Origin of the sequence: Lysobacter sp. Root916, from assembly GCF_001429785.1 — a bacterium.
In the GTDB taxonomy this organism is placed as follows: Bacteria; Pseudomonadota; Gammaproteobacteria; order Xanthomonadales; family Xanthomonadaceae; genus Lysobacter.
Genome location: NZ_LMJF01000017.1, coordinates 1 through 22,009, shown reverse-complemented (window position 1 = coordinate 22,009; position 22,009 = coordinate 1). Strand labels below are relative to the sequence as shown.

9 protein-coding genes and 1 pseudogene are annotated in these 22,009 nt (G+C 68.3%); all 10 read left to right on the top strand.

Going from position 1 to position 22,009, the window contains the following annotated elements:
* Positions 1-29: 29 nt before the first annotated feature.
* The 10 genes and pseudogenes from ASE35_RS19595 to ASE35_RS21405 all read left to right on the top strand — a co-directional run bounded on the left by ASE35_RS19595 (position 30) and on the right by ASE35_RS21405 (position 20,913).
* Positions 30-3,380, top strand: a complete 3,351-nt coding sequence (locus ASE35_RS19595; protein ID WP_057164868.1) for a non-ribosomal peptide synthetase — start codon at positions 30-32, stop codon at positions 3,378-3,380.
* On the top strand, positions 3,373-6,708 hold the full coding sequence (locus ASE35_RS19590; protein ID WP_057164867.1) for a non-ribosomal peptide synthetase: 3,336 nt from the start codon (positions 3,373-3,375) through the stop codon (positions 6,706-6,708). Before ASE35_RS19595 ends, ASE35_RS19590 begins: the two co-directional genes overlap by 8 nt.
* A gap of 31 nt (positions 6,709-6,739) precedes the next feature.
* Positions 6,740-11,245: a non-ribosomal peptide synthetase gene (locus ASE35_RS19585; RefSeq protein WP_057164866.1), complete on the top strand. Its 4,506-nt coding sequence runs from the start codon at positions 6,740-6,742 to the stop codon at positions 11,243-11,245.
* A complete protein-coding gene (locus tag ASE35_RS19580; protein WP_057164865.1) occupies positions 11,242-12,579 on the top strand; it encodes an MFS transporter in 1,338 nt (445 codons plus the stop codon). The genes ASE35_RS19585 and ASE35_RS19580 overlap by 4 nt, the downstream gene beginning before the upstream one ends.
* A gap of 32 nt (positions 12,580-12,611) precedes the next feature.
* Positions 12,612-12,803 carry an MbtH family NRPS accessory protein gene (locus ASE35_RS19575; protein ID WP_235568829.1) on the top strand — a complete coding sequence of 64 codons (192 nt, stop codon included), beginning with the start codon at positions 12,612-12,614 and terminating at the stop codon, positions 12,801-12,803.
* A 22-nt stretch (positions 12,804-12,825) separates the two neighbouring features.
* Positions 12,826-13,683, top strand: coding sequence for a DUF6875 domain-containing protein (locus tag ASE35_RS19570; RefSeq protein ID WP_157489586.1), 858 nt, complete (start codon positions 12,826-12,828; stop codon positions 13,681-13,683).
* A complete protein-coding gene (locus ASE35_RS19565) occupies positions 13,676-15,022 on the top strand; it encodes an NAD(P)/FAD-dependent oxidoreductase (protein WP_057164863.1) in 1,347 nt (448 codons plus the stop codon). Before ASE35_RS19570 ends, ASE35_RS19565 begins: the two co-directional genes overlap by 8 nt.
* 456 nt (positions 15,023-15,478) lie before the next feature.
* Positions 15,479-19,291, top strand: coding sequence for a DUF6531 domain-containing protein (locus ASE35_RS19560; protein ID WP_082611390.1), 3,813 nt, complete (start codon positions 15,479-15,481; stop codon positions 19,289-19,291).
* Positions 19,288-20,198, top strand: a pseudogene (locus ASE35_RS19555) (RHS repeat-associated core domain-containing protein); the annotation flags it as partial. The gene ASE35_RS19560 and the pseudogene ASE35_RS19555, both read left to right, overlap by 4 nt.
* 442 nt (positions 20,199-20,640) lie before the next feature.
* Positions 20,641-20,913 (top strand): hypothetical protein, encoded by a 273-nt coding sequence (locus ASE35_RS21405; RefSeq protein WP_157489585.1) that lies wholly within the window; start codon positions 20,641-20,643, stop codon positions 20,911-20,913.
* The last annotated feature ends 1,096 nt before the right edge of the window (positions 20,914-22,009 follow it).

Here is a 22,009-nt window from a genome sequence, read left to right as displayed (position 1 = left end):
GGATGCTCGTAAGTCAAGGAAGTTCAGGGATGAGTGATATCGACCCGCGTATCGCCGAGCTATCGCCTGCGAAACGCGAACTGCTGCGTCAGTTGAGCGCGCGTCAGCGCGTGGGCCAGAACCGGATTCAGCCGCGCGCGCGCCCCGAGCGCATCCCGCTGACCTTCGGCCAGCGCCGGCTGTGGTGGCTGGACCGTTTTCTACCCGGCATGACCGCCTACAACCTGCCGGTCGGCCTGTGGCTGGACGGCGAACTCGATCGCGTCGCCTTGCGCGCGGCCCTGCAAACCCTGCTCGATCGCCACGAAACCTTGCGTACGGTGTTCCGCGCGCAGGACGGCGATCCGTATCAGCACATCCTCGCGCGTATCGACCTGCCCTGGCAGGAGCTGAGCGCGAACGGCGCCAATGCCGACGAGCGCGAGGCCGAGGCCCTGCGTCTGGCGCGCGTGGAAACCGCGCGCGCGTTCGACCTGGGGCGCGACGCGATGATGCGCGCGACCCTGATCGACGTCGCCGCGCAGCGCCATCTGCTGGTGCTGGGCTTCCACCACATCGCGATCGACGGCTGGTCCACCAATGCGCTGCTGGAGGAATTGCAGCGCGCCTACGACGCCCTGCGCGCCGGGGGCGCCGCCGACACCGCTGCGCCCGCGTTGCAGATCGCCGACATCGCGCTGTGGCAGCACGAGACCCTCGGCGGCGACGGCCTGCAACCGCAGCTGGATTACTGGAGCGAGCGCCTCGACGGCGCGCTCACCTCGCTGGATCTGCCCGCCGACCGGCCGCGTCCGGCCGCGCAGAGTTTCCGCGGCGCGCTGTACCTGAGCGAAGTGCCAGCGCCGGTTTACGAGCAGCTCGAGCGGCTCGCGCGCGAGCGCCAGGCCACGCTGTCGATGGTGTTCCTGGCCGCGTATCAGGCCCTGTTGTCGCGCTACACCGCCCAGGACGACATCACCGTCGGCATGGGCGTGGCCGGCCGCGCGCGGGTCGAGCTGGAGCCGGTGATCGGCTTCTTCGTCAACACCCTGCCGATGCGCACGCGCATCGAAGGCGATCCGAGTTTCGCCCAGCTGCTGGCGCAGGTGCGCGAGAGCGTGCTGAGCGCGATGGAGCACGCCGACGCGCCGCTGGACCGGATATTGGAGACCCGCCGCCTGCCGCGCTCGGCCAGCCACACGCCGTTCGCGCAAGCGCTGTTCTTCTTCCAGAACTATCCCGCGCTGGGCCTGGGCATGGGCGGCATGCAGGTGCGCCAGGCGCATCTGACCGATCTGGCCCCCGGCACCGCCCAGGGCGATCTGAGCCTGTTCGTGAACCAGCACGGTCAGCGCGAGCTGATGCTGGAATACAGCACCGATTTGTTCGACCGCGCGCGCATCGAGCGCTTGTGCGGGCATCTGCTGCGCCTGCTGGCTTCGGCCGCGGCCACGCCCGACGCGCCGCTGAGTACGCTGGAGTTGCTGACCGACGCAGAGCGCGAAGAACTCGCGCGCTGGAACGACACCGCGCGCGAGCTGCCGGACGATCCCACCATCGCCGCCCAGGTCCAGGCCCAGGTCGAGCGCACGCCCGACGCGATCGCGCTGCGCTGCGGCGCACGCGAGATGTCGTACCGCGAACTCGACCGCCGCGCCAACGCGCTCGCCCACGAATTGCGTGCGGCCGGCGTCGGTCCCGGCGAGCTGGTCGGCCTGTACGTGGAACGCACGCCGGAAATGCTGATCGGCCTGCTCGGCATCCTCAAGGCCGGCGGCGCCTACATGCCGCTGGACCCGACCTATCCGGCCGATCGCCTGGCCTACATGCTCGAGGCCTCGGCCGCGCGTGTGCTGGTCAGCCAGCGCGCGCTCGCCGACAGCCTGCCAGGCGATGTCGCGACGGTGATCTACGCCGACGCCGATGCGGCGCTGGACGCGCGCGCCGAGCGCGCGCCCGACGGCGGTGCCGCGGCGCGCGATCCGGCCTATGTGATCTTCACCTCCGGTTCCACCGGCAAGCCCAAGGGCGTGGAAATCCAGCAGCGCTCGGCGGTCAACCTGCTGCGTTCGGTCGCGCGCGAGCCGGGCCTGGCGCGCGGTCAGGTGCTGTGCGCGATCAGCACGCTGTCGTTCGACATCGCCTTGTTCGAGCTGGTGCTGCCGCTGACCGTGGGCGCGACCATCCTGCTGGTCGACCGCGACACCGCGCGCGACGGCCTGCGCCTGCGCCGTCTGGTCGACGACACCGCGATCGACGTGATGCAGGCCACTCCCGCGACCTGGCGCATGCTGCTGGAGCTGGGCTGGAGCGGCAAAGCCGGGATCAAGATCATCTCCACCGGCGAGGCCCTGCCGCGCGAACTGGCCGACCGTCTGTTGCCGTGCGCGCGAGAACTGTGGAACCTCTACGGCCCCACCGAAACCACGGTGTACTCGGCGCTGTGCCGGGTGCACCCGGGCAGCGGCCCGATCCTGGTCGGCAAGCCGGTCGACAACACCCAGATCCACATCGTCGACCGTCACATGAAGCGGCTGCCGGCGGGCGTGCCGGGCGAACTGCTGATCGGCGGCGACGGCCTGGCCACCGGCTATCGCGGGCGCCCCGATCTGACCGCGGAGAAGTTCATCTCCGATCCCTTCGGCGCGCCGGGCGGCCGCCTGTACCGCAGCGGCGATCTCGCGCTGTGGCGCCGCGACGGCACGATCGAGGTGATCGGCCGCATCGATCATCAGATCAAGCTGCGCGGCTTCCGCATCGAACTGGGCGAGATCGAATCGGTGCTCGCGCAGGTGCCGGAGGTGACCCAGGCGGTGGTGCATTGCCGTGAGGACCGGCCCGGCGACCAGCGTCTGGTCGCGTACGTGACCGCCAACGGCGTCGCGCCGGCGATATCCGCATTGCGCGATCACCTCAAGGCCGCGCTGCCCGATTACATGGTGCCCAGCGCCTTCGTCGTGCTCGAGCGCTTCCCGCTCACGCCCAACGGCAAGGTCGACCGCCGCGCGCTGCCGGCGCCGGAAGCCGTGGCCGGCGGCGACGACGACGCCAGCTACGAGGCGCCGGTCACGCCCGAGGAATTGACGCTGGCCGCGATCTGGCAGCAACTGCTGGGCGCGCCGCGGATCGGGCGCGGCGACAATTTCTTCGACCTCGGCGGCCATTCGCTGCTGGCCACGCGTTTGCTGGCGCGGATCGAGCAGCAGTACGGCGTCGAGCTGCCGCTGCGCGCGCTGTTCGAGGACGCCACCCTGGAACGCCTGGCCGCGCGCGTCGCCGCGGCCAGCACCGAGCTGGCGCCGGAGGACCTGGAAAGCCTGCTCGCGAGTCTGGAGCACCTCAGCGACGAGGAGGCCAGCGCGCGTCTGGCCGCGACCCTGTCCGGAGGCGCGCATGGCTGAAATCCACGAGCGCCTGGCCGGCCTGTCGCCGGAAAAACGCGCGCTGCTGCTGCAGCAACTGGCCAAACAATCGCCGTCGGTGCCGCGCAGCGAAATCGGCCGGCGTCCGCGCCCGGCGCGGATTCCGCTGTCGTTCGCGCAGCAGCGGCTGTGGATCCTCGACCAGATCGATCCCGGTTCGGCGGCCTACAACGTGCCGACCTCGCTGTGGATGCAGGGCCGTTTGGACCAGGCGGCGTTCGCGCGCGCGCTGGACGAGATCCAGCGTCGCCACGAAAGCCTGCGTACGCTGATCGCGGCCGACGAACAGGGCCCGCACCAGGTCGTGCAGCCGCCGTCGGCGGTACCGATCGAACGCCATGATCTGCGCGCGCTGCCGGCGTCGGAGCGCGAGTCGGCGGCGTTCGCGCTGGCCCGCGCCGAAGCTCGGCGCGCATTCGACCTGGCGCGCGGGCCGCTGCTGCGCGCGCTGCTGGTGCAGGTCGACGACGAGCGTTATCTGTTCACCCTCAACGCCCATCACATCGCGGTCGACGGCTGGTCGCTGGGCGTGCTGCACGAGGAACTGCGCCAGTTGTACAGCGCCTACCAGGCCGGCGCGGCCTCGCCGCTGCCCGAGTTGCCGGTGCAGTACGTCGACTACACCCTGTGGCAGCGCGAGTTGCTGGAAGGCCCGACCCTGCAGACCCAGCTGGACTACTGGCGCCAGCGCCTGGCCGGCCCGCTGCCGGTGCTGGAACTGCCCGGCGATCGCGCGCGTCCGCCGGTGCAAAGCTACCGCGGCGACGTGCTGCGCAGCATGCTGTCGATGCAGACCTGGGACGCGATCAAGCGCCTGAGCAGGCAGGAGGGCGCGACGCCCTTCATGATCGTACTGGCCGCCTATCAGACCCTGTTGATGCGCTACTCCGGCCAGCACGACCTGGTGGTCGGCGTCGGCGTCGCCAATCGCCGCCGCGAGGAACTCGAGCCGCTGGCGGGGTTCTTCGTCAATACCCTGGCGCTGCGCAACGACCTGTCCGGCAATCCCACCTTCCGCACCCTGCTGGCGCAGGTGAAGGACACCACCCTGGGCGCGTACTCGCACCAGGACCTGCCGGCCGAACGTCTGATCGAGGAACTGCAGCCGGAGCGTTCGCTCAGCCACGCGCCGCTGTTCCAGACCATGCTGTTCTTCCAGAATTTCCCCTCCGAAGAGAGCGATCTGGCCGGGCTGAGTCTGGTGCCGGTGGATTTCGACACCATCAATCCCGGCACCGCGCGCTCGGACCTGGCCTTGTTCGCCAGCGAACACGAGGACGGCCTGGCCCTGTTCTTCGAATACGCCAGCGACCTGTTCGACGCCACCACCATCGAGGCCTTCTCCGCTCACTTCCAGCAGCTGCTGCGTTCGATCGCCGACGACCCGGACCAGCGCATCGGCGAGCTCGAGATCCTGCCGCCCGAAGCGCGCCAGCGCCTGCTGTCGGAATGGAACGACACCGCATTGGATGCGCCGGTGGATACGCCGCTTCATCGTCTGTTCGAGCGCCAGGCCGAGCGCCGGCCCGAGGCGATCGCGGTCGAATGCGGCGCGCAGCGCCTGAGCTACGCCGAACTCGATGCCCAGGCCGACGCCCTCGCGCGTGCCCTGGCCGCGCGCGGGGTAGGCCCCGGCGAGTTGGTGGGCCTGTTCGTCGAACGCTCGCCGCGCATGCTGGTCGGCCTGCTCGGCGTGCTCAAGGCCGGCGCGGCCTACGTGCCGATGGACCCCAGCTATCCGGCCGAGCGCCTGGGCTACATGGTCGAGGACGCGCGCATGCGTCTGATCGTGAGCGAACGCGCGTTGCAGGCGCAGCTGCCGGCTTGCGACTGCGAGCCGCTGTGGCTGGACGATCTGGACGCCGCGCCCGGCGCGCGCGTCGACAGCGGCGTCGGCCCGGAAGACCTGGCCTATGTGATCTTCACCTCCGGCTCCACCGGCCGGCCCAAGGGCGTGCAGATTCCGCACCGCGCCGCGGTCAACTTCCTCAGCGCGGTCGCGCGCGAGCCGGGCCTGGGCGAGGACGACGTGATGTGCGCGGTCACCACCCTGTCCTTCGACATCGCGGTGCTGGAACTGCTGCTGCCGTTGAGCGTGGGCGCGCGCATCGCCCTGGCCGATCGCGCCACCGCGGCCGACGGCGCGGCGCTGGCGCGCCTGATCGACAGCGCCGGCGCCAGCGCGATGCAGGCCACGCCCGCCACCTGGCGCATGCTGCTCGACGCCGGTTGGCGTGGGCGCGCGCAACTGCGCCTGCTGTGCGGCGGCGAAGCGCTGCCGCGCGAGCTCGCCGATCGTCTGCTCGCCCACGGCGCGCAACTTTGGAACCTGTACGGCCCCACCGAAACCACGGTCTGGTCGGCGGTCGAGCGCGTGCGCGCCGACGACGCGGCGATCAGCATCGGCCGTCCGCTCGCCAACACCGAGATCCATATCGTCGACGCGCGCGGCCAGCTGGTGCCGGTGGGCGTGCCCGGCGAGTTGCTGATCGGCGGCCTCGGCGTCGCCCGCGGCTACCTGGCGCGGCCCGAACTCAGCGCCGAGAAATTCGTGCCCGATCGCTACGGCGCGCGCGTCGGCGCTCGCCTGTACCGCACCGGCGATCTCGCGCGGCGCCTGCGCGACGGCCGCATCGAGGTGCTGGGGCGCATCGACCATCAGGTCAAGCTGCGCGGCTTCCGCATCGAGCTGGGCGAGATCGAGGCCGTGCTGGCCGAGCATCCGCAGGTGGGTCAGGCGGTCGTGGTCTGCCGCGAGGACCGGCCCGGCGACAAGCGCCTGGTCGCCTATGTGATCGGCCAGGCCGACGCCGCCGAGCTGCGTGCGCATGCGCGCCAGCGTCTGCCCGAATACATGCTGCCCTCGGCCTATGTGGCGCTGGCGCAGTACCCGCTGACCCCGAACGGCAAGGTCGACCGCAAGGCGCTGCCGGCGCCGGACGCCGAGGCGCTGGAGACTCAGGCCTATGTGGCGCCGCGCAACGGCGAGGAAGAGACCCTGACGCGGCTGTGGGCCGAGGTGCTTGGGCTGGAACGGGTCGGCATCCACGACGATTTCTTCGAGCTCGGCGGCCATTCGCTGCTGGCCACGCAGCTCATCACGCGCGTGCAGAAGGCCTTCGGCGGCGAAATCGCCTTGCGCGCCCTATTCGAGGCGCCTAGCGTGGCCGGCTTCGCCGAGCTGCTGCTGCGCCAGCGCATGGACAGCGTCGACGCCGACGCGCTGGCGAGCATGCTCGACCAGCTCGAAGGGCTGTCGGACGACGACATCCAACTGTTGTTGGCGGGCGAGGGCGCGGAACGATGAACGCGACGATCGCCTTAGCGGTGGACCGCGCATGAGCCGGCCCGACGACAACGCGCCCGGCGCAATGGCCGAGCGCCTGGCCCGGCTGACCCCGCAGCAGCGCGAGCTGTTGAGCCGACGCCTGTCCGCGCGCGACACCGACGCGGCGGAAGACAACGCGATCCAGCGCCGCAGCCGACCGGGCGAATCCCTGCCCTTGTCGGCCGCGCAGCAACGGATCTGGTTCTTCGAGCGGCTGCAGCCCGGCAGCGGCGCCTACCATGTGTACGGTCACCACATTCTGCGCGGCGCGCTCGATCCGGTCGCGCTGGAGCGCGCGCTGGCCGACGTGATTCAGCGCCACGATGCGCTGCGCATGTCGTTCGCCGAAGTCGCCGGCGAGCCCCGCCAGACCGTGGCGGCGCAGGTCGAGGTGACGGTGCCGCTGATCGACCTGCGCGGCCTGGACCTGATCGCGCGCGAAGCGGCGGCGCGCCGCTACGCCGACGAGGAAACCAAACGTCCGTTCGATCTGGCACGCGCGCCCTTGCTGCGCGCGACCTTGCTGCGTCTGGACGACGAAGAACACCTGCTGTTGATGGTGATGCACCACATCGTCTCCGACGCCTGGTCCGGCGGCGTGCTGTTCGACGAACTCTCGCGTTGCTACGACGCGCGCCTGGACGGCCAGACCCCGGCCCTGCCGGAGTTGCGCCTGCAGTTCGGCGACGCCGTGCTGTGGCAGCGCGATGCGGCGCAGGAGCGCCAGGTCGCCGACCAACTGGCGTTCTGGCGCCAGGCCCTGGAAGGCAGCAGCGGCCTGCTCGACCTGCCCGGCGACCGTCCGCGCTCGCCGACGCCCACCGGGCGCGGCGCGCGCCATCACCTGCGCATTCCGCTCAGCGTCGCCGCCGGCCTGGCCGATCTCGCCCGGCGCGAGCACGCGACCTTGTTCATGGCCCTGTTGGCCGCGTTCCAGAGCCTGCTTGGCCGTCACGCGGGTCAGGACGATGTGGTGATCGGCTCGCCGGTCGCCAACCGCGGCGTCGACGGCGTCGCGCCGCTGATCGGTCTGTTCGTGAACACCCTGGCGCTGCGCGGCGACCTGTCCGGCGATCCCAGCTTCCGCGATCTGCTCGCGCGCACCCGCGCCCACTGCCTGGATGCGTTCGAGCATGCGCAGGCGCCGCTGGAGCGCGTGATCGACCAACTGCGCCTGGAGCGCGTGCCCGGCCGCACGCCGCTGTTCCAGACCATGTTCGTGCTGCAGAACGCCGGCACCGCGCCGCTCACGCTGCGCGGTTTGAACGTCGAATGGTTCGAGCCCGAAGTGCACACCTCGCGCTTCGAGCTCACCCTGTCGCTGGGCGCGTCCGAAGCCGGCCTGGACGGCGTGCTCGACTACGACAGCGACCTGTTCGACGCCTCCACCATCGCGCGCCTGGCCGATCAATACGGCGTGTTGCTGCACCGCGTGCTCGCCGATCCCGACCTGCCGTTGTCGCGGCTGTCGCTGCTGGACCAGGACGCGCGCCACGAAGTGCTGGCGCTGGGCGACGGCGGACCCGCGCCGCAGCCGCCCGCGCCGACCTTGTACGCCCTGTTCGAACGCCAGGCCCAGCGCAGCCCGGAGGCGATCGCGATCGTCGAGCCGGGACGCGAGTTGAGCTATCGCGACGTCTACCGGCGCGCCAACGGCATCGCCCAGCGCCTGCGCGCCTTGGGCACGGTCGCCGAAACCCGCGTCGCGGTGCTCGCCGACCGTTCCACCGAGGCGCTGATCGGCGTGCTCGGCGTGCTCGCCGCAGGCGGCGCCTATGTGCCGATCGATCCTGCCCACCCGGACGAACGCATCGCCTTCCTGCTCGCCGACGCCGGCGCGCTGGCCCTGGTCGCGCCCGCGGCGCTGGTCGCGCGCGCCGATGCGGTCGCCGGTGCCGTGCCCTGCGTGATCACCGACGGCGTGCCGCCGGCCGAGCAGCCGCCGGCGGAACTGGCCGGCGCCGACAGCGCCGCCTATGTGATCTACACCTCCGGTTCGACCGGCGCGCCCAAGGGCGTGGTGATCGAGCACCGCGGCGCGGTCAATCTCACCCTGGGCTTCATGGCGCGCCACGACTTCGTCGCCCAGCGCCTGTTGATGATTCCGCCGCTGGTGTTCGACGCCTCGGTCGGCGACATCTTCCCGGCACTGGCCAGCGGTTCGGCGCTGGTGCTGCATCCGGCCCCGGCCGAGCTGGGCCCGTACGAGCTGGAAAGTTTCTGCCGCGATTACGGCGTGACCGCGATCGACGCGCCGGCCGCGCTGTGGCGGCGCTGGAGCGAGGGCTGGTTCGCGGCCCAGCGCACCCGCCCGCTGTTGCCGGCCTTGCGCCTGATGATGATCGGCGGCGAGAGCGTGCCGCTGGAGCAGGTGCGTCGATACGCCGGCGTCAGCGGCGGCCGGGTCGCCTTGTGCAACCACTACGGCCCGACCGAAGCCTCGGTCTGCGCGACCATGCTGTCCACCCGCGACGGCGGCGAATTCGCCGGCGCCGAGCTGCCGATCGGTACGCCGCTGCCGGGCGTGCGCGTGTACGTGCTCGACGCCGAGCTGGGTCTGGCGCCGCGCGGCGTGATCGGCGAGCTGTGCATCGGCGGCGCCGGCATCGCGCGCGGTTACCTTGGCCAGCCCGCGCTCACCGAAGCCGCGTTCCTGCCCGACCCTTACGCCGATACGCCCGGCGCGCGGCTGTACCGTACCGGCGACCTGGCGCGCTGGAACACCGACGGCAGCCTGCAGTTCCTCGGCCGCCGCGATCATCAGGTCAAGCTGCGCGGCGTGCGCATCGAACTGGGCGAGATCGAAACCGCGCTGGCCGCGCACCCGCAGGTGCAGGCCGCCGCCGCCGCGCTGCGCGAGGACCGGCCCGGCGACAAGCGCCTGGTCGCCTACGTGGTCGCCGAGGCGGGACTGGAGCCGGCGGCGTTGCGCGAGTTCCTCGCCCAGCGCCTGCCCGACGCCTTGGTGCCGTCGCTGTTCGTGGCGCTGCCGTCGCTGCCCTTGAATCGCAACGGCAAGGTCGATCGCCACGCCCTGCCGGCGCCGCCGGCCACGGCCGCCGCCGAGCGCCGCGTGCGCGCGCCGCAGGGCGAAATCGAAACCGGCGTGCTCGCGGTCTGGCGCGAAGTGCTGGGGCGCGAGGACATCGGCGCCGACGAGGATTTCTTCGCGCTCGGCGGCGATTCGCTGTCGACCCTGCCGCTGGTGTTCAAGCTGCACGCCGCGTTCGGCGTCGAGCTGCCGTTGGCGGCGGTGTTCGCCAGCCCCACGGTGGCCGGCCTGGCGCGCGCGATCGAAGCTCAGCGCGCCGGCGTGGCCGACGCGCGCACCGATCTGCGGGCGCGCGTGGTGTTGCCGCCGGACATCGATCCCAGCGGCGCGCGCGCGCCGGCCGCGCGCGCGCAACCGGCCTCGGCCCTGGTCACCGGCGCCACCGGCTTCCTCGGCGCCTATCTGGTGCGCGAGCTGCTCGACACCACCGACGCCGAACTGTTGTGTCTGGTGCGCGCCGACAGCGAGGCCGAGGGCTTGCGCCGCATCCGCGCCAACCTCGATACCTACGAGCTATGGCGCGCGGGCGACGAACATCGTCTGCTGCCGGTGTGCGGCGATCTGTCGGCGCCGCGCCTGGGCCTGGACGCCGAGGCGTTCGACGCGCTCGCGCAGCGCGCCGAGGTGATCTTCCATAACGGCGGCCAGGTCAATTTCCTCGCGCCCTACGAACATCTGGAAGCGGCCAACGTCGGCGGCACCCTCGAGGTGCTGCGCCTGGCCACGCGTCACCGGGTCAAGCCGGTGCATCTGGTGTCGACCCTGGGCGTGTATCTCACCGAGCGCCACATGGATCGGGTGGTGCGCGAATCCGATCCGCCGCCGGATGCCGAAGGCCAGATGGGCGGCTACAACCAGAGCAAGTGGGTGGGCGAGCAACTGGCGCTGGCCGCGCGCGCGCGCGGGCTGCCGGTGGCGATCTACCGCCCGGCGCGCATCACCGGCGACAGCCGCCTGGGCACCAGCAACGTGGGCGACTACTTCAACGCCTGGATCAAGGGCTGCGTGCAGCTGGGCTATGCGCCGCACCTGCCCGACGAGTCCTTCGACATGGCGCCGGTGGATTACGTCGGCCGCGCGATCGTGCGCCTGGCCTTGGGCGCGGGCGATGCCGACGGCCAGTACCACTTCTTCAATCCGTGTCGCCTGCCCATCGTCGAAGCGGTCGAGACCATGCGCGACGCCGGCTTGGCGGTGGAAGAGATCGACTACCCGTCCTGGCGCAAGGCGCTGCTGGCCGAAGCGGCGGTGTCGCGCGAGAACGCGCTGGCGCCGTTCGCCGGCTTGTTCCCGCAGGATCCGGACCCGCGCGAACCGCGCTTCGATTGCAGCGCCACCCTCGACGCGGTCGCCGCGCTGGGCTTGGTCTGTCCGCCCGCCGACCGCGTGCTGTTCGCGACTTATCTGGATTTCCTGCGCAGCCGCGGCGCCCTGCCGCTGGCGGTCGAGGAGGAGGAAGCGTGAACCGCTACGCCGGCCTGCGCGATTTCCTGCTGATCTGGGTCGGCCAGCTGGTGTCGGGCGTGGGCTCGCGCCTGACCTCGTTCGCGCTGGGCATCTGGGTGTACCAGAGCACCGGTTCCACCACCCAGTTCGCATTGATCTTCGTCGCCATGGCGGTGCCGGCGCTGCTGATCTCGCCGATCGCCGGCGCCCTGGTCGATCGCTGGGACCGTCGCCGCACCATGATCGTCTGCGACGCGGTCTCGGCCCTGACCATGGTCGCGCTGGCCGTGCTGTACGCCACCGACGGCCTGGCCTTGTGGCATGTCTATGCCGGCGTTGGCATCTCGGCGATCGCCAACGCCTTCCTGCAGCCGGCGTACGCGGCCAGCATTCCGCTGCTCGCCAGCCAGGAGCAGCTCACCCGCGTGAACGGCCTGGTCCAGACCGGTTTCGCGATCGCCCAGGTCGGCGGGCCGCTGCTGGCCGGCGTGCTGGTCAGCACGATCTCGATGCAGGGCGTGCTGATCGTCGATGCGCTGACCTTCGTGATCGGCGTGATCGCACTGTGCTTCGCGCGCGTGCCGCGCCCGCAACGCAGCGCCGAGGCCGAGGCCGAGGACAGTCTGTGGCGCGAAGCTGCCACCGGCTTCCGCTACGTGCACGATCGCCCGGGCCTGTACGGCCTGCTGCTGGTGTTCGGCGCCACCAACTTCCTGTTCGGCATCGCCAGCATCGCGATCACGCCCTTGGTGCTGTCGTTCGCCGACGCGGCCCTGCTGGGCGTGCAGATGGCGGTCGGCGGCTGCGGCCTGCTGCTGGGCGGCCTGGCCATGAGCACCTGGGGCGGACCGCGTCGGCGCATCCACGGCGTGCTCGGTTACTCGCTGGCCGCCGGCGTGCTGTTGGCCGTGCACGGCCTGGCGCCGTCGTTCGCGCTGGTGCTGGTGGCCGGTTTCGGCTTCTTCCTGACGTTACCTGTGCTCAACGCGTCGAATGCCGCGCTGTGGCAGAGCAAGGTGCCGGCCGATCTGCAGGGCCGCTGCTTCGCGATCCAGCGAGTGCTGTCGGAAGCGGCGATGCCCTTGGGCTATTGCCTGGCCGGTCCGCTGGCCGAACACGTGTTCGAACCGTTGATGGCGCCCGGCGGCGCCCTGGCCGGCACGGTCGGGGCGTGGATCGGCGTCGGTCCGGGCCGCGGCCTGGGCCTGATGTTCATAGTCCTTGGGGTCCTGATGACGGCGGTCGCGGCCAGCGCCTATGCGGTGCGCGCGATCCGTCGGGTCGAGGACGAATTGCCCGATGCGCCGATCCTGGCGACGGGTTCGGCGGCGGGAATCGGCGCCGCGGCTTGAGTTGGGATGGAGGTTGCATGCAAGGAGAAGAGATGGATCTCGGCGCGTATCGGGTGGTGGTCAATCACGAAGACCAGTACTCGATCCTGCCGGTGGCATACGCGATTCCGCAGGGCTGGCGCGACGCCGGCTTCGAGGGATCGAAGGACGATTGCCTGGCTCGCATCCGCGAGTGGTGGACCGACATGCGCCCGCTCAGCGTGCGCGATGCGGCACGCGGCTGAGCCAGGAACCAGGAGCGAGGCGATGAGCCCAGATAACGATTCCTTCCAACTGCCCGACCCGGACGCGGCCATGATGGCCGGCCGCAGCCATGTCGAGAGCGCGGGCGCGGCCGCGCGTGGCCAGCTGCTGCGCGCCTCCGACGTGGAGCGCAACCAACCCGCCAGCGCGCCGCTGCCCACCATCGTCAGCTGGGTGCGCGAGTTCCTCGCCCAACCGCACCCGGAGCTGGGCCGGACCGGGCCGGTGTGTCCGTTCACGCCGCTGGCGTTGGGCCTGGACACGATCTGGCTCACCGAGGTCGCCGACGCCGAGCCCGATCCGGAGCGCATGGCCGAGCTGATCGCGCACTACCGCGGCCTGTTCCTGGAGATCGAACCGCGCTCGGGCGCGGCGGCGGTCAACAAGTCGATCCTGATCGTGTTCCCCAACCTGGGCGTCGACGGCGCCAGCGTGGTCGATCGCATCCAGGCCGAGAACAAGGGCGGCTTCGTCGAGCTGGGCCTGATGCTGGGCGAGTTTCACGCCCACAACAGCAGCCCCGGCCTGCGCAATCCCGATTTCTTCCCGCTGCGCAGCCCGGTGCCCATGCTCGCGATCCGGCACATGGTCGAGTCCGACCTGCCGTTCCTGCGCCGCGAGATCGACGCGCCGGAAACGCGCGCGGCCTATCTGCGTTCCTACCTGCGCCGACTCGGGCCCAATCTGCGCCGCAACAACTTCGAACAGGCGATCGAAGCCCTGGTCGAGGCCGAGCTGCAGCTGCGCCTAGCCGCGATCGCGGTCGAAACACCGCGCCTGAGCGCGCTGCCGCGCACCGCCGCGCGTGCGGGCGGCGCACGCACGGCGCGCGCCGCCGCGGGATCCGCGCTAGATGACTGACGCCTCCGCCACATCCACCGCCGCCGCACGCGTGGCGATCGTCGGCGGAGGCCTCGCCGGCTCGCTGCTGGCCCTGCGTCTGGCCGCGCTCGGTCACGGCGTCGACGTCTACGAACGCCGCCCCGATCCGCGCGTGAGCGGCGCCGAGGGCGGGCGCTCGATCAACCTGGGCCTGTCCAAGCGCGGCATCCAGGCGCTGACCGAGGCCGAGCTGATCGATGCGGTGATGCCGACCTCGGTGACCATGGCCGGTCGTGTGATCCACGCGCCCGACGGCAGCACCCGCTACCAGCCCTACGGCAAGGACCGCGGCGAAGTGCTGCACTCGATCGACCGCAACGAACTCAACCGCCTGCTGCTGGATCGCGCCGAGCGCCATCCGCAGGTGCGCCTGCATTTCGGCCATCGCCTGGTCGCGGCCGACAAGGTCGCGCGCGAACTCGAATTCGACACCGGCGGCGCGACCTTGAAGGTGCGCCCGGATTGGGTGGTCGGCGCCGACGGCGCGTTCTCGCGCGCGCGCCAGGAAATGCAGCGCGGCGAACGCGCCGACTACCACCAGGAATACCTGGAGTGGGGCTACAAGGAGCTCACCCTCAAACCCTTGGCCGACGGCAGCTCGGCGATCGAACTGGAGGCGCTGCACGTGTGGCCGCGCAGCCACGGCCTGTTCGTCTCGCATCCCAATCGCGACGGCTCGCACACGCTCACCCTGTTCCTGCCGTTCGAGGGCCCGGATAGTTTCGCCACCACCCGCAGCGAAGACGACGTGCGCGCGCTGTTCACCAAGTACTTCCCCGATCTGCTGCCACTGCTGCCGCAGCTGGTCGAGGAATGGATGGCGCATCCGGTCGGCTCGCTGGTGACCACGCGCACCGCGCCGTGGAGCCGCGAGGACTGGATGGTGCTGGTTGGCGACGCCTGCCACGCGGTCTATCCCTTCTACGGCCAGGGCATGAACTCGGCGTTCGAGGATTGCTCGGCGTTGATGGCCGCACTGGCGCGTCATCCGGGCCGGCGCGCGGACGCGTTCGCCGATTACGAGCGCTCGCGCCGCCCGCACACCGACACCCTGGCCGAATTGTCCAAGGCCAACTTCGTCGAACTGCGTCAGAAAGTGCAGTCGCCATGGTTCCTCGCGCGTAAGCGCCTGGACGTGACCTTGAACCGACTGCTGCCGCGTTCCTGGCTGCCGCTGTACACCATGATCGCGCACACCACGATGCCCTACGGCGATGCGCTGGCCAAAGCGCAACGGCAGGAACGCATCCTGGTCGGCGCCGGTGCCGGCATGCTGGCGATCGTCGCGGTCGGGGCGTGGTGGGCGTTGCGCGGCTAAGAGCCACCGTTTTGGCGCACTTTGTGCACGGTTCGGCGCTGGATGACCCTGCACAAAGTATGCGTTCTGTGTGCCATCAATCCCGACGCTTCGAACAGTTTCGAAACCTCGATGCGCGGCACTTGACGCCGCCCTCGGCCGTGGAGAAGCTGGCCCCACGCCGTACCGGGCTGTAACCCGCGTGCTGGGGCGAACAGTAACCGCTGCATCCCACCGGGGAGCCACGCAGTGACGCATAAGGAATGTGGGCCCGCCGACCGTTCGCCGTCGGCTCCTTCGCATCGATCCATTCGCCGATTCGCGCCTGTCGTGGGCCTGTCTTGGTGTTGGCCGAAGGTGGGCGCAAGCGCCGCGAGGAAGCCTGGGCGCGTCCGGTTTTGCGCCGTGTCATCGCTTTGTTGGACTTCTTATAGAGGCTGTCGCAGCGACCGCGACGGGTAGGCCTCATCGTGGGTCATGCCCGGCTCGCGCCGCGCACGCCTCAGCAGCAAACCACGCCGTCCGCAAGGTCGGCGCAGACAACAAGAAGGGGATGGTATGGGTTACGAAGGATTGAACCGCCGCCGCTCCATTGCCGTGCGCGCTCGCTCGCTCGCGGCCGCGCTGGGCTTGCTGGCGCTACTGAGCGGCGCCGCTTCCGCGCAGGAGATCGGCCAGGTCTGGACCAGCGATTTAGCCTTCAACGGACCGCACCTCACCGAGCGCGCCGTGCAGCAGGACATGGAAAGCATCCATGCCGCCTCGCTGCCCTACGGCCCCTTCAGTTTCGAAGTCACCAAGCAGACCGTGCTGAGCGACCGCACGATCTACCAGTACGAATTCGAGCGCGTGCCGCCGGTGGTGGGCGAGTGGAGCCACCACAGCCTGCTCGACCCGCAGCAGCCGAACGCGACCTTGCAGATGGTGGTGGACCAGATCAAGCAGCGTCTGGACGCGGACAGCACCGGGCAAGGCTGTCCTGCGTCCACCGTCGTGACCGTGTCGCCGAACTGGCAGGTGGACAGCAGTTGGGACAACGGTCAGAGCCTGAACGAGAGCACCACCTACACGGCCAGCTATACGGTCGGCTCGCCCGGCAGTTGCACCAGCACGAACGAGAATGGGGCGATCCTGCGTAACCGCTCCATTCAATGCCCCAACATCACCGTGCATGCGTGGAGCGCCGCCAAGCAGGCCTGCGCGGGCGTGCCTGGCTCCGAGATGAGCTACGCCAGCGCACCGGTGCGAACCTGCCCGACAGAGGAGAACTGCCAGATCAGCAGCGGCACCCTGGCGGAGACCACCAACGACTTCGATCTGGGCTGGGTTTCGTTGCAGCGCAGCTATCAATCGGGTGGTTCCGTCGCCGGCGGGGGGTTCGGCGGGGGCTGGACCAACTCGCACAACGTCCGCTTGGCGATGGGCACCGATCCGATTGGCGGCAGTTCGACCGTGCACTACGGCCTGGTCGATGCGGACGGGCGGCACACGGCGTTCAAGTCTGTGGGCGCGGCCTACGAGGCCAGCGATGGCAGCGGCGACCGGCTGGTCGCCTCCGGCACGAACTGGGTCGTGTACCGCGGCGATCGCACTCTGAGTTTTGATGCCGAAGGACGATTGTTGCAGCAGGCCTACGAAGACGGCACCACGTTGGTCTACGGCTACGACAGTTTGCAGCGACTGAGCACGATTACCCACAGCAGCGGACGAGTACTTGAGTTCACTCGCACCACTGGTAAGGGTGGCGCTCCAATCGCATCGATCAGTTCCGCTGGCGTGGTGTTGGTTAGCTACACCTACACCTCATTGGGGCAGGTCGAGACCGCGACCTATCCGGACGGCGCGCAGCGCCGTTACCACTACGGTATTGATGGGATACCGATGCTGCTGGTCGGCGTTACGGCGGAGGATAATCGGCGCCTCAGTACCAACGTATACGACGAAAAGGCGCGTGTGCAGTCACGCACGCTAGGAGATATCACCGACGGATTGTCGCTGACGTATTCGGCGGCCGGCACCGCCACCGCCACGAATGCCTTAGGTCGTCAGAACGTCTACGCGCTCACCGCGACGCCGCCCAGCGGTGCGCCACGCAAAATCGCATCGGTCGCCAACAGCGCCGGGACGACCAGCTTTACCTACTACCCCGAAACCACCGACTTCCGCCGCCGCATCGACACGGTCACTGATCCCAACGGAACCGTGACCAAGCACCAGTATGCGGAACTCACCGATACCGTGTCGGGCCTTCTTGCTCGCGCTCATACCGTGGTCGAAGCGCAGGGCGCGGCGCAGGCGCGCACCATCGAGCAGCGCCACGAGCTTGCGGTCAACCGCGTGCTGACGACTCTGATCGGCAACCGTGAGACTCGCATCACTCGCAACGCACGAATGCAGCCGACCTCCGTCACCGTGCGCGACACCGCCACCAGCGCCACCCGGACCACGGCCTACGTCTACTGCGAAGCCGCCGATGTCGCGGCCAGCAACAGCACCTGCCCGCTGCTCGGCCTGCTCAAGTCGGTCAATGGCCCACGCACGGACGTCAACGACGTCACCGCTTACGCCTACTACCCCAGCGACGACGCCAGCTGCGCATCCGCGCCCGCGACCTGCCCACACCGCAAGGGCGACCTGTGGAAGACCACCAACGCCCTGGGGCAGGTCACCGAGGTGCTGCAGTACGACGCCCAAGGCCGGGTGCTGTCGCTCAAGGACATTGCCGGCGTGGTCACCGACTACGAATACCACCCGCGCGGCTGGCTGACCGCCACCAAGGTGCGTGGGCCTAACGCCGCCAGCGAAGCCGACGACCGCATTACCAGCGCGATTTACGAACCTACCGGCCTGGTCCAGCGCCTGACCCAGCCTGACGGCAGCTACATCACTTTTGCCTACGACGCCGCGCAGCGCCTGACCGACGTCACCGACAACGCCGGCAACACCATTCACTACACCTTGGACAAGGCCGGCAACCGCATCAAGGAAGAGACCAAGGACAGTGGCGCAGTGCTGCGCCGGCAGCTGTCGCGTTTCTACAACAGCCTGGGCGAGCAAACCCAGCACAAGGACGCCGGCAACCACATCACCGGCACCACCTACGACGCCGACGGCAACCCCAACCTGGTCACCGACCCGCTCAGCCGCGTGGTCGACCACGACTACGACCCGCTCAACCGCGTCTCGCGCACCGTGCAGGACCCGGGCGGCATCGCCGCGGAAACCGGCTACCTCTACGACGCGCTCGACAACGTCACCCGCGTGACCGACCCCAAGGGGCTGCAGACGAACTACAGCTACAACGGCTTCGGTGACGTGACCCAGATGACCAGTCCGGACACCGGGCTGACCCAGTACGGCTACGACAGCGCGGGCAACCTGGACAGCCGCCTCGACGCCAACGATGCCCAGGCGCACACCTACGATTACGACGCGCTCAATCGCCTGACCTCGGTCTCGATGCTGGCCACCAGCGGCGGCAACGACATCGTCTATCACTACGACACCTTCAACACCGGCTGCGGCGGCGACCCAGCGTTCGCGCAGGGCCGCATGACCGGCACGAACAAGAACTTCGGCGCCGCGATGCGCTACTGCTACGACCGCTTCGGCCAGGTCGAAACCAAGATGCAGATCGTCGGTGGCCGGTTCTTTATGGTCGACTACACCTACACCGCTGCGGGCGATGTGAAGTCGATCAGCTACCCCGACGGCGCCGTCGTCGACTACGTACGTAACGCTCAGGGCCGCATCACCGAAGTTGGCGTGACCCCGAACGGCGGTAGCCGCACGGTGCTGCTCAATCAGGCCGGCTACGCTCCATTCGGCCCGGCGGTCGGCTGGGTCTACGGCAACGGCCGCACCCTGGCGCGTCAGCACGATCTCGACTATCGGCCCGTCACGATCCAGGACAACGCCAGCGGCGGCCTGTCGCTGCACTACGGCTACGACGCCGCCGGTCAGCTCATCGAGCTCAAGGACGGCCTGCAGAGCGCGTTCCTGGCCCGCTACGACTACGACAATCTTGGCCGCCTGACCATCCTGCGCGACGGCCTCAGCAGCATCCCGATCGAGACCTACACCTACGACGCCACCGGCAACCGCACCAGCCTGCTGCACGGCGGTATCACCACCAACTTCGCTTACCCCGGCAGCAACCATCGCCTGAGTTCGGTGGGCAGCGTCGCGCGCAGCTACGACGGCGTGGGCAACACCACGGCCATCGGCGGCGCGCTCAAGCAGTTCAACTACGCCGAAGACGACCCGACTACGACAACCTTGGTCGTCTGACCATCCTGCGCGATGGTGTCAGAGTATCCCGATCGAGACCTACACCTACGACGCCACCGGCAACCGCACCAGCCTGCTGCACGGCGGTATCACCACCAACTTCGCTTACCCCGGCAGCAACCATCGCCTGAGTWCGGTGGGCAGCGTCGCGCGCAGCTACGACGGCGTGGGCAACACCACGGCCATCGGCGGCGCGCTCAAGCAGTTCAACTACGCCGAAGACGACCGCATGAACAGCGTGTCGCAAAACGGCACCATGCTACGCAGCTACGCCTACAACGCCCTGGGCGAACGCGTGCTCTCGACCATCCCGGCSGTTACCKGCAACCCCGATGGCAGCGGCGGCACCCCGGCCGTGAACACCTACACCGTCTACGACGAGTCGGGCCGCTGGCTGGGCGACTACGACCACAACGGCGCGGTCCTGCAACAAGCGATCTGGCTGGACGACCTCCCGGTCGGCCTGCTGGCCGGCGCGGGTGCCMACCAGAAACTGCACTACATCGAGCCCGACCACCTGGGCACCCCGCGTGCCGTCATCGACCGCAGCCGCGACGTCGCGATCTGGACCTGGGCGCTACAGGGCGAGGCGTTCGGCAAAGATCCGCCGAATCAGGACCCGGACCTGGACAGCACGGACTTCGTGCTCGACATGCGGTTCCCGGGGCAGCGGTATGACGCCGGCGAGGCGTTCGGCAAAGATCCGCCGAATCAGGACCCGGACCTGGACAGCACGGACTTCGTGCTCGACATGCGGTTCCCGGGGCAGCGGTATGACGCCGCTACTGGGCTGAATTACAACTACTTTCGGGATTACGATGCGGGGAGTGGGCGGTATGTGCAGAGTGATCCGATTGGGTTGGGCGGAGGTACTGCTTTATTTGTATATGCCGACAATACCCCTGTAACTGCATTTGATCCCCATGGTTTGCTGACTATTGAGGCTTTTCATCGTGGTGGTGGCATGCAGGCGATGGCTTGGGAGTTCAAATTGAACTTCAAGCCCATTTCAGCTAAGGATGTCCCGGGGTGGGGTGGGAGGATCAGGAAGAGTGTTGATAAACTGGGCTCCCTTATAGACGCTACAAAGCCCGATTCAGTCGGGCCTAAACGCCCGTATACGGACTATCTTGAATGCGGTCTGCTTGATTCAAAGCTGCTTAAGGACTACGAAGCCGCAGGCTTTCGACGCAGCGAGCTTAGCTATTCACAGGCTCTAAAGTTTTTGAATGAGATGTACTCAAAGTACTCGGAAATGCGAACTTTGTATCACCTGCCTAAGGTTATGCTTGATGGGGCTATAATCGAAGGTCAAAGTCACTTTTTTAATCAATATAGGGAGTATATACATGGGCCAGCAGGTAGGGAGTGAAAGCTACTTTCGTCGGCTAATAAATGCTGTTGGCATAACCTGGCTCACTCTGGCTTTTTATAACTTGGCCATGAGGGCGATGGGCAGGCTTGATCTGGAGTTGGTGCTAATAATTGTCGGTATAGCCTTGTTGGCGGCTTTGGTGGCTGGGGCGATTGCGGCAGCGGTTATTCGACGTCGTCCGGTTGCTTTGGTGGTTGCAAGTCAACTGATTGGCATGGCGATTGTTGCGATTGCGGCAGCGCGCTGATTTCTTGGGGCGAAGCGAACACGCGGAGGGGGGCGAGTATGGGGACGAGGACACCCACAGTTCCGCCTATAGCCGACTGCTCGCTCCAAACAAGGACACCCATAGTTCAGACGGTGAACAAGGACACCCACAGTTCCACACTAGCCTGACATTCGATTCAGACTTTTCTGGCTGCGCGAGCACGGCAGACCCGAGATGCTGGCCCCATGACACAGGCCCGTTCTTCGCTAATCTCGCCCGGCCAGGCCGGCACCTTTCATTGCATACAGCGCTGCGTGCGTCGAGCGTTCCTGTGTGGAGTTGATCGCTACACCGGTCGATCTTTCGAGCATCGGAAGGTTTGGGTCGAACAGCGATTGGCATTGCTGGCTGAGTGCTTTGCCGTCGCCATTCATGCTTATGCCGTGATGAGCAACCACCTGCACTTGGTCGTGCAGTTGGAGCCGACCCTAGCGCGGCAATGGACGGATGCCGAAGTGGCGACGCGCTGGATACGACTGTTTCCGCCCCGTGAGGGACACCTATCAGTGAACAAGGACACCCACAGTTCTGCAGTAGCCTGACATCCAGATCAGACTTTCCTGGCTGTGCAAACGAGGTGGGTCGGCGAAGCTGGTCATATGACTCAGGCTCGTTCCTTGTTGATCCCTCCTGGCCAGTCCAGGACCTTCCACTGCGTGCAGCGCAGTGTACGTCGTGCGTTCCTATGTGGAGTCGACCGTTACACCGGGCGCTCTTTCGAGCGCCGTAAGGCCTGGATCGAACGGCGAACAAGGGCACCCATAGTTCCGCAGAAGTCTTAAACAAGGACACCCACAGTTCCGCAGACACCGAGCTCAAGGACGGCCTGCAGAGCGCGTTCCTGGCCCGCTACGACTACGACAACCTTGGTCGTCTGACCATCCTGCGCGATGGTGTCAGCAGTATCCCGATCGAGACCTACACCTACGACGCCACCGGCAACCGCACCAGCCTGCTGCACGGCGGTATCACCACCAACTTCGCTTACCCCGGCAGCAACCAACGCCACCGGCAACCGCACCAGCCTGCTGCACGGCGGTATCACCACCAACTTCGCTTACCCCGGCAGCAACCA

Bases quoted from the DNA above. Each gene is read 5' to 3' on its own strand.
- ASE35_RS19585 (WP_057164866.1), top strand. From the start codon at position 6,740: ATGAGCCGGCCCGACGACAACGCGCCCGGCGCAATGGCCGAGCGCCTG.
- ASE35_RS19565 (WP_057164863.1), top strand. From the start codon at position 13,676: ATGACTGACGCCTCCGCCACATCCACCGCCGCCGCACGCGTGGCGATC.
- ASE35_RS19560 (WP_082611390.1), top strand. From the start codon at position 15,479: ATGCCCGGCTCGCGCCGCGCACGCCTCAGCAGCAAACCACGCCGTCCG.
- ASE35_RS19595 (WP_057164868.1), top strand. From the start codon at position 30: ATGAGTGATATCGACCCGCGTATCGCCGAGCTATCGCCTGCGAAACGC.
- ASE35_RS19590 (WP_057164867.1), top strand. From the start codon at position 3,373: ATGGCTGAAATCCACGAGCGCCTGGCCGGCCTGTCGCCGGAAAAACGC.
- ASE35_RS21405 (WP_157489585.1), top strand. From the start codon at position 20,641: ATGGGCCAGCAGGTAGGGAGTGAAAGCTACTTTCGTCGGCTAATAAAT.
- ASE35_RS19570 (WP_157489586.1), top strand. From the start codon at position 12,826: ATGAGCCCAGATAACGATTCCTTCCAACTGCCCGACCCGGACGCGGCC.
- ASE35_RS19575 (WP_235568829.1), top strand. From the start codon at position 12,612: ATGGATCTCGGCGCGTATCGGGTGGTGGTCAATCACGAAGACCAGTAC.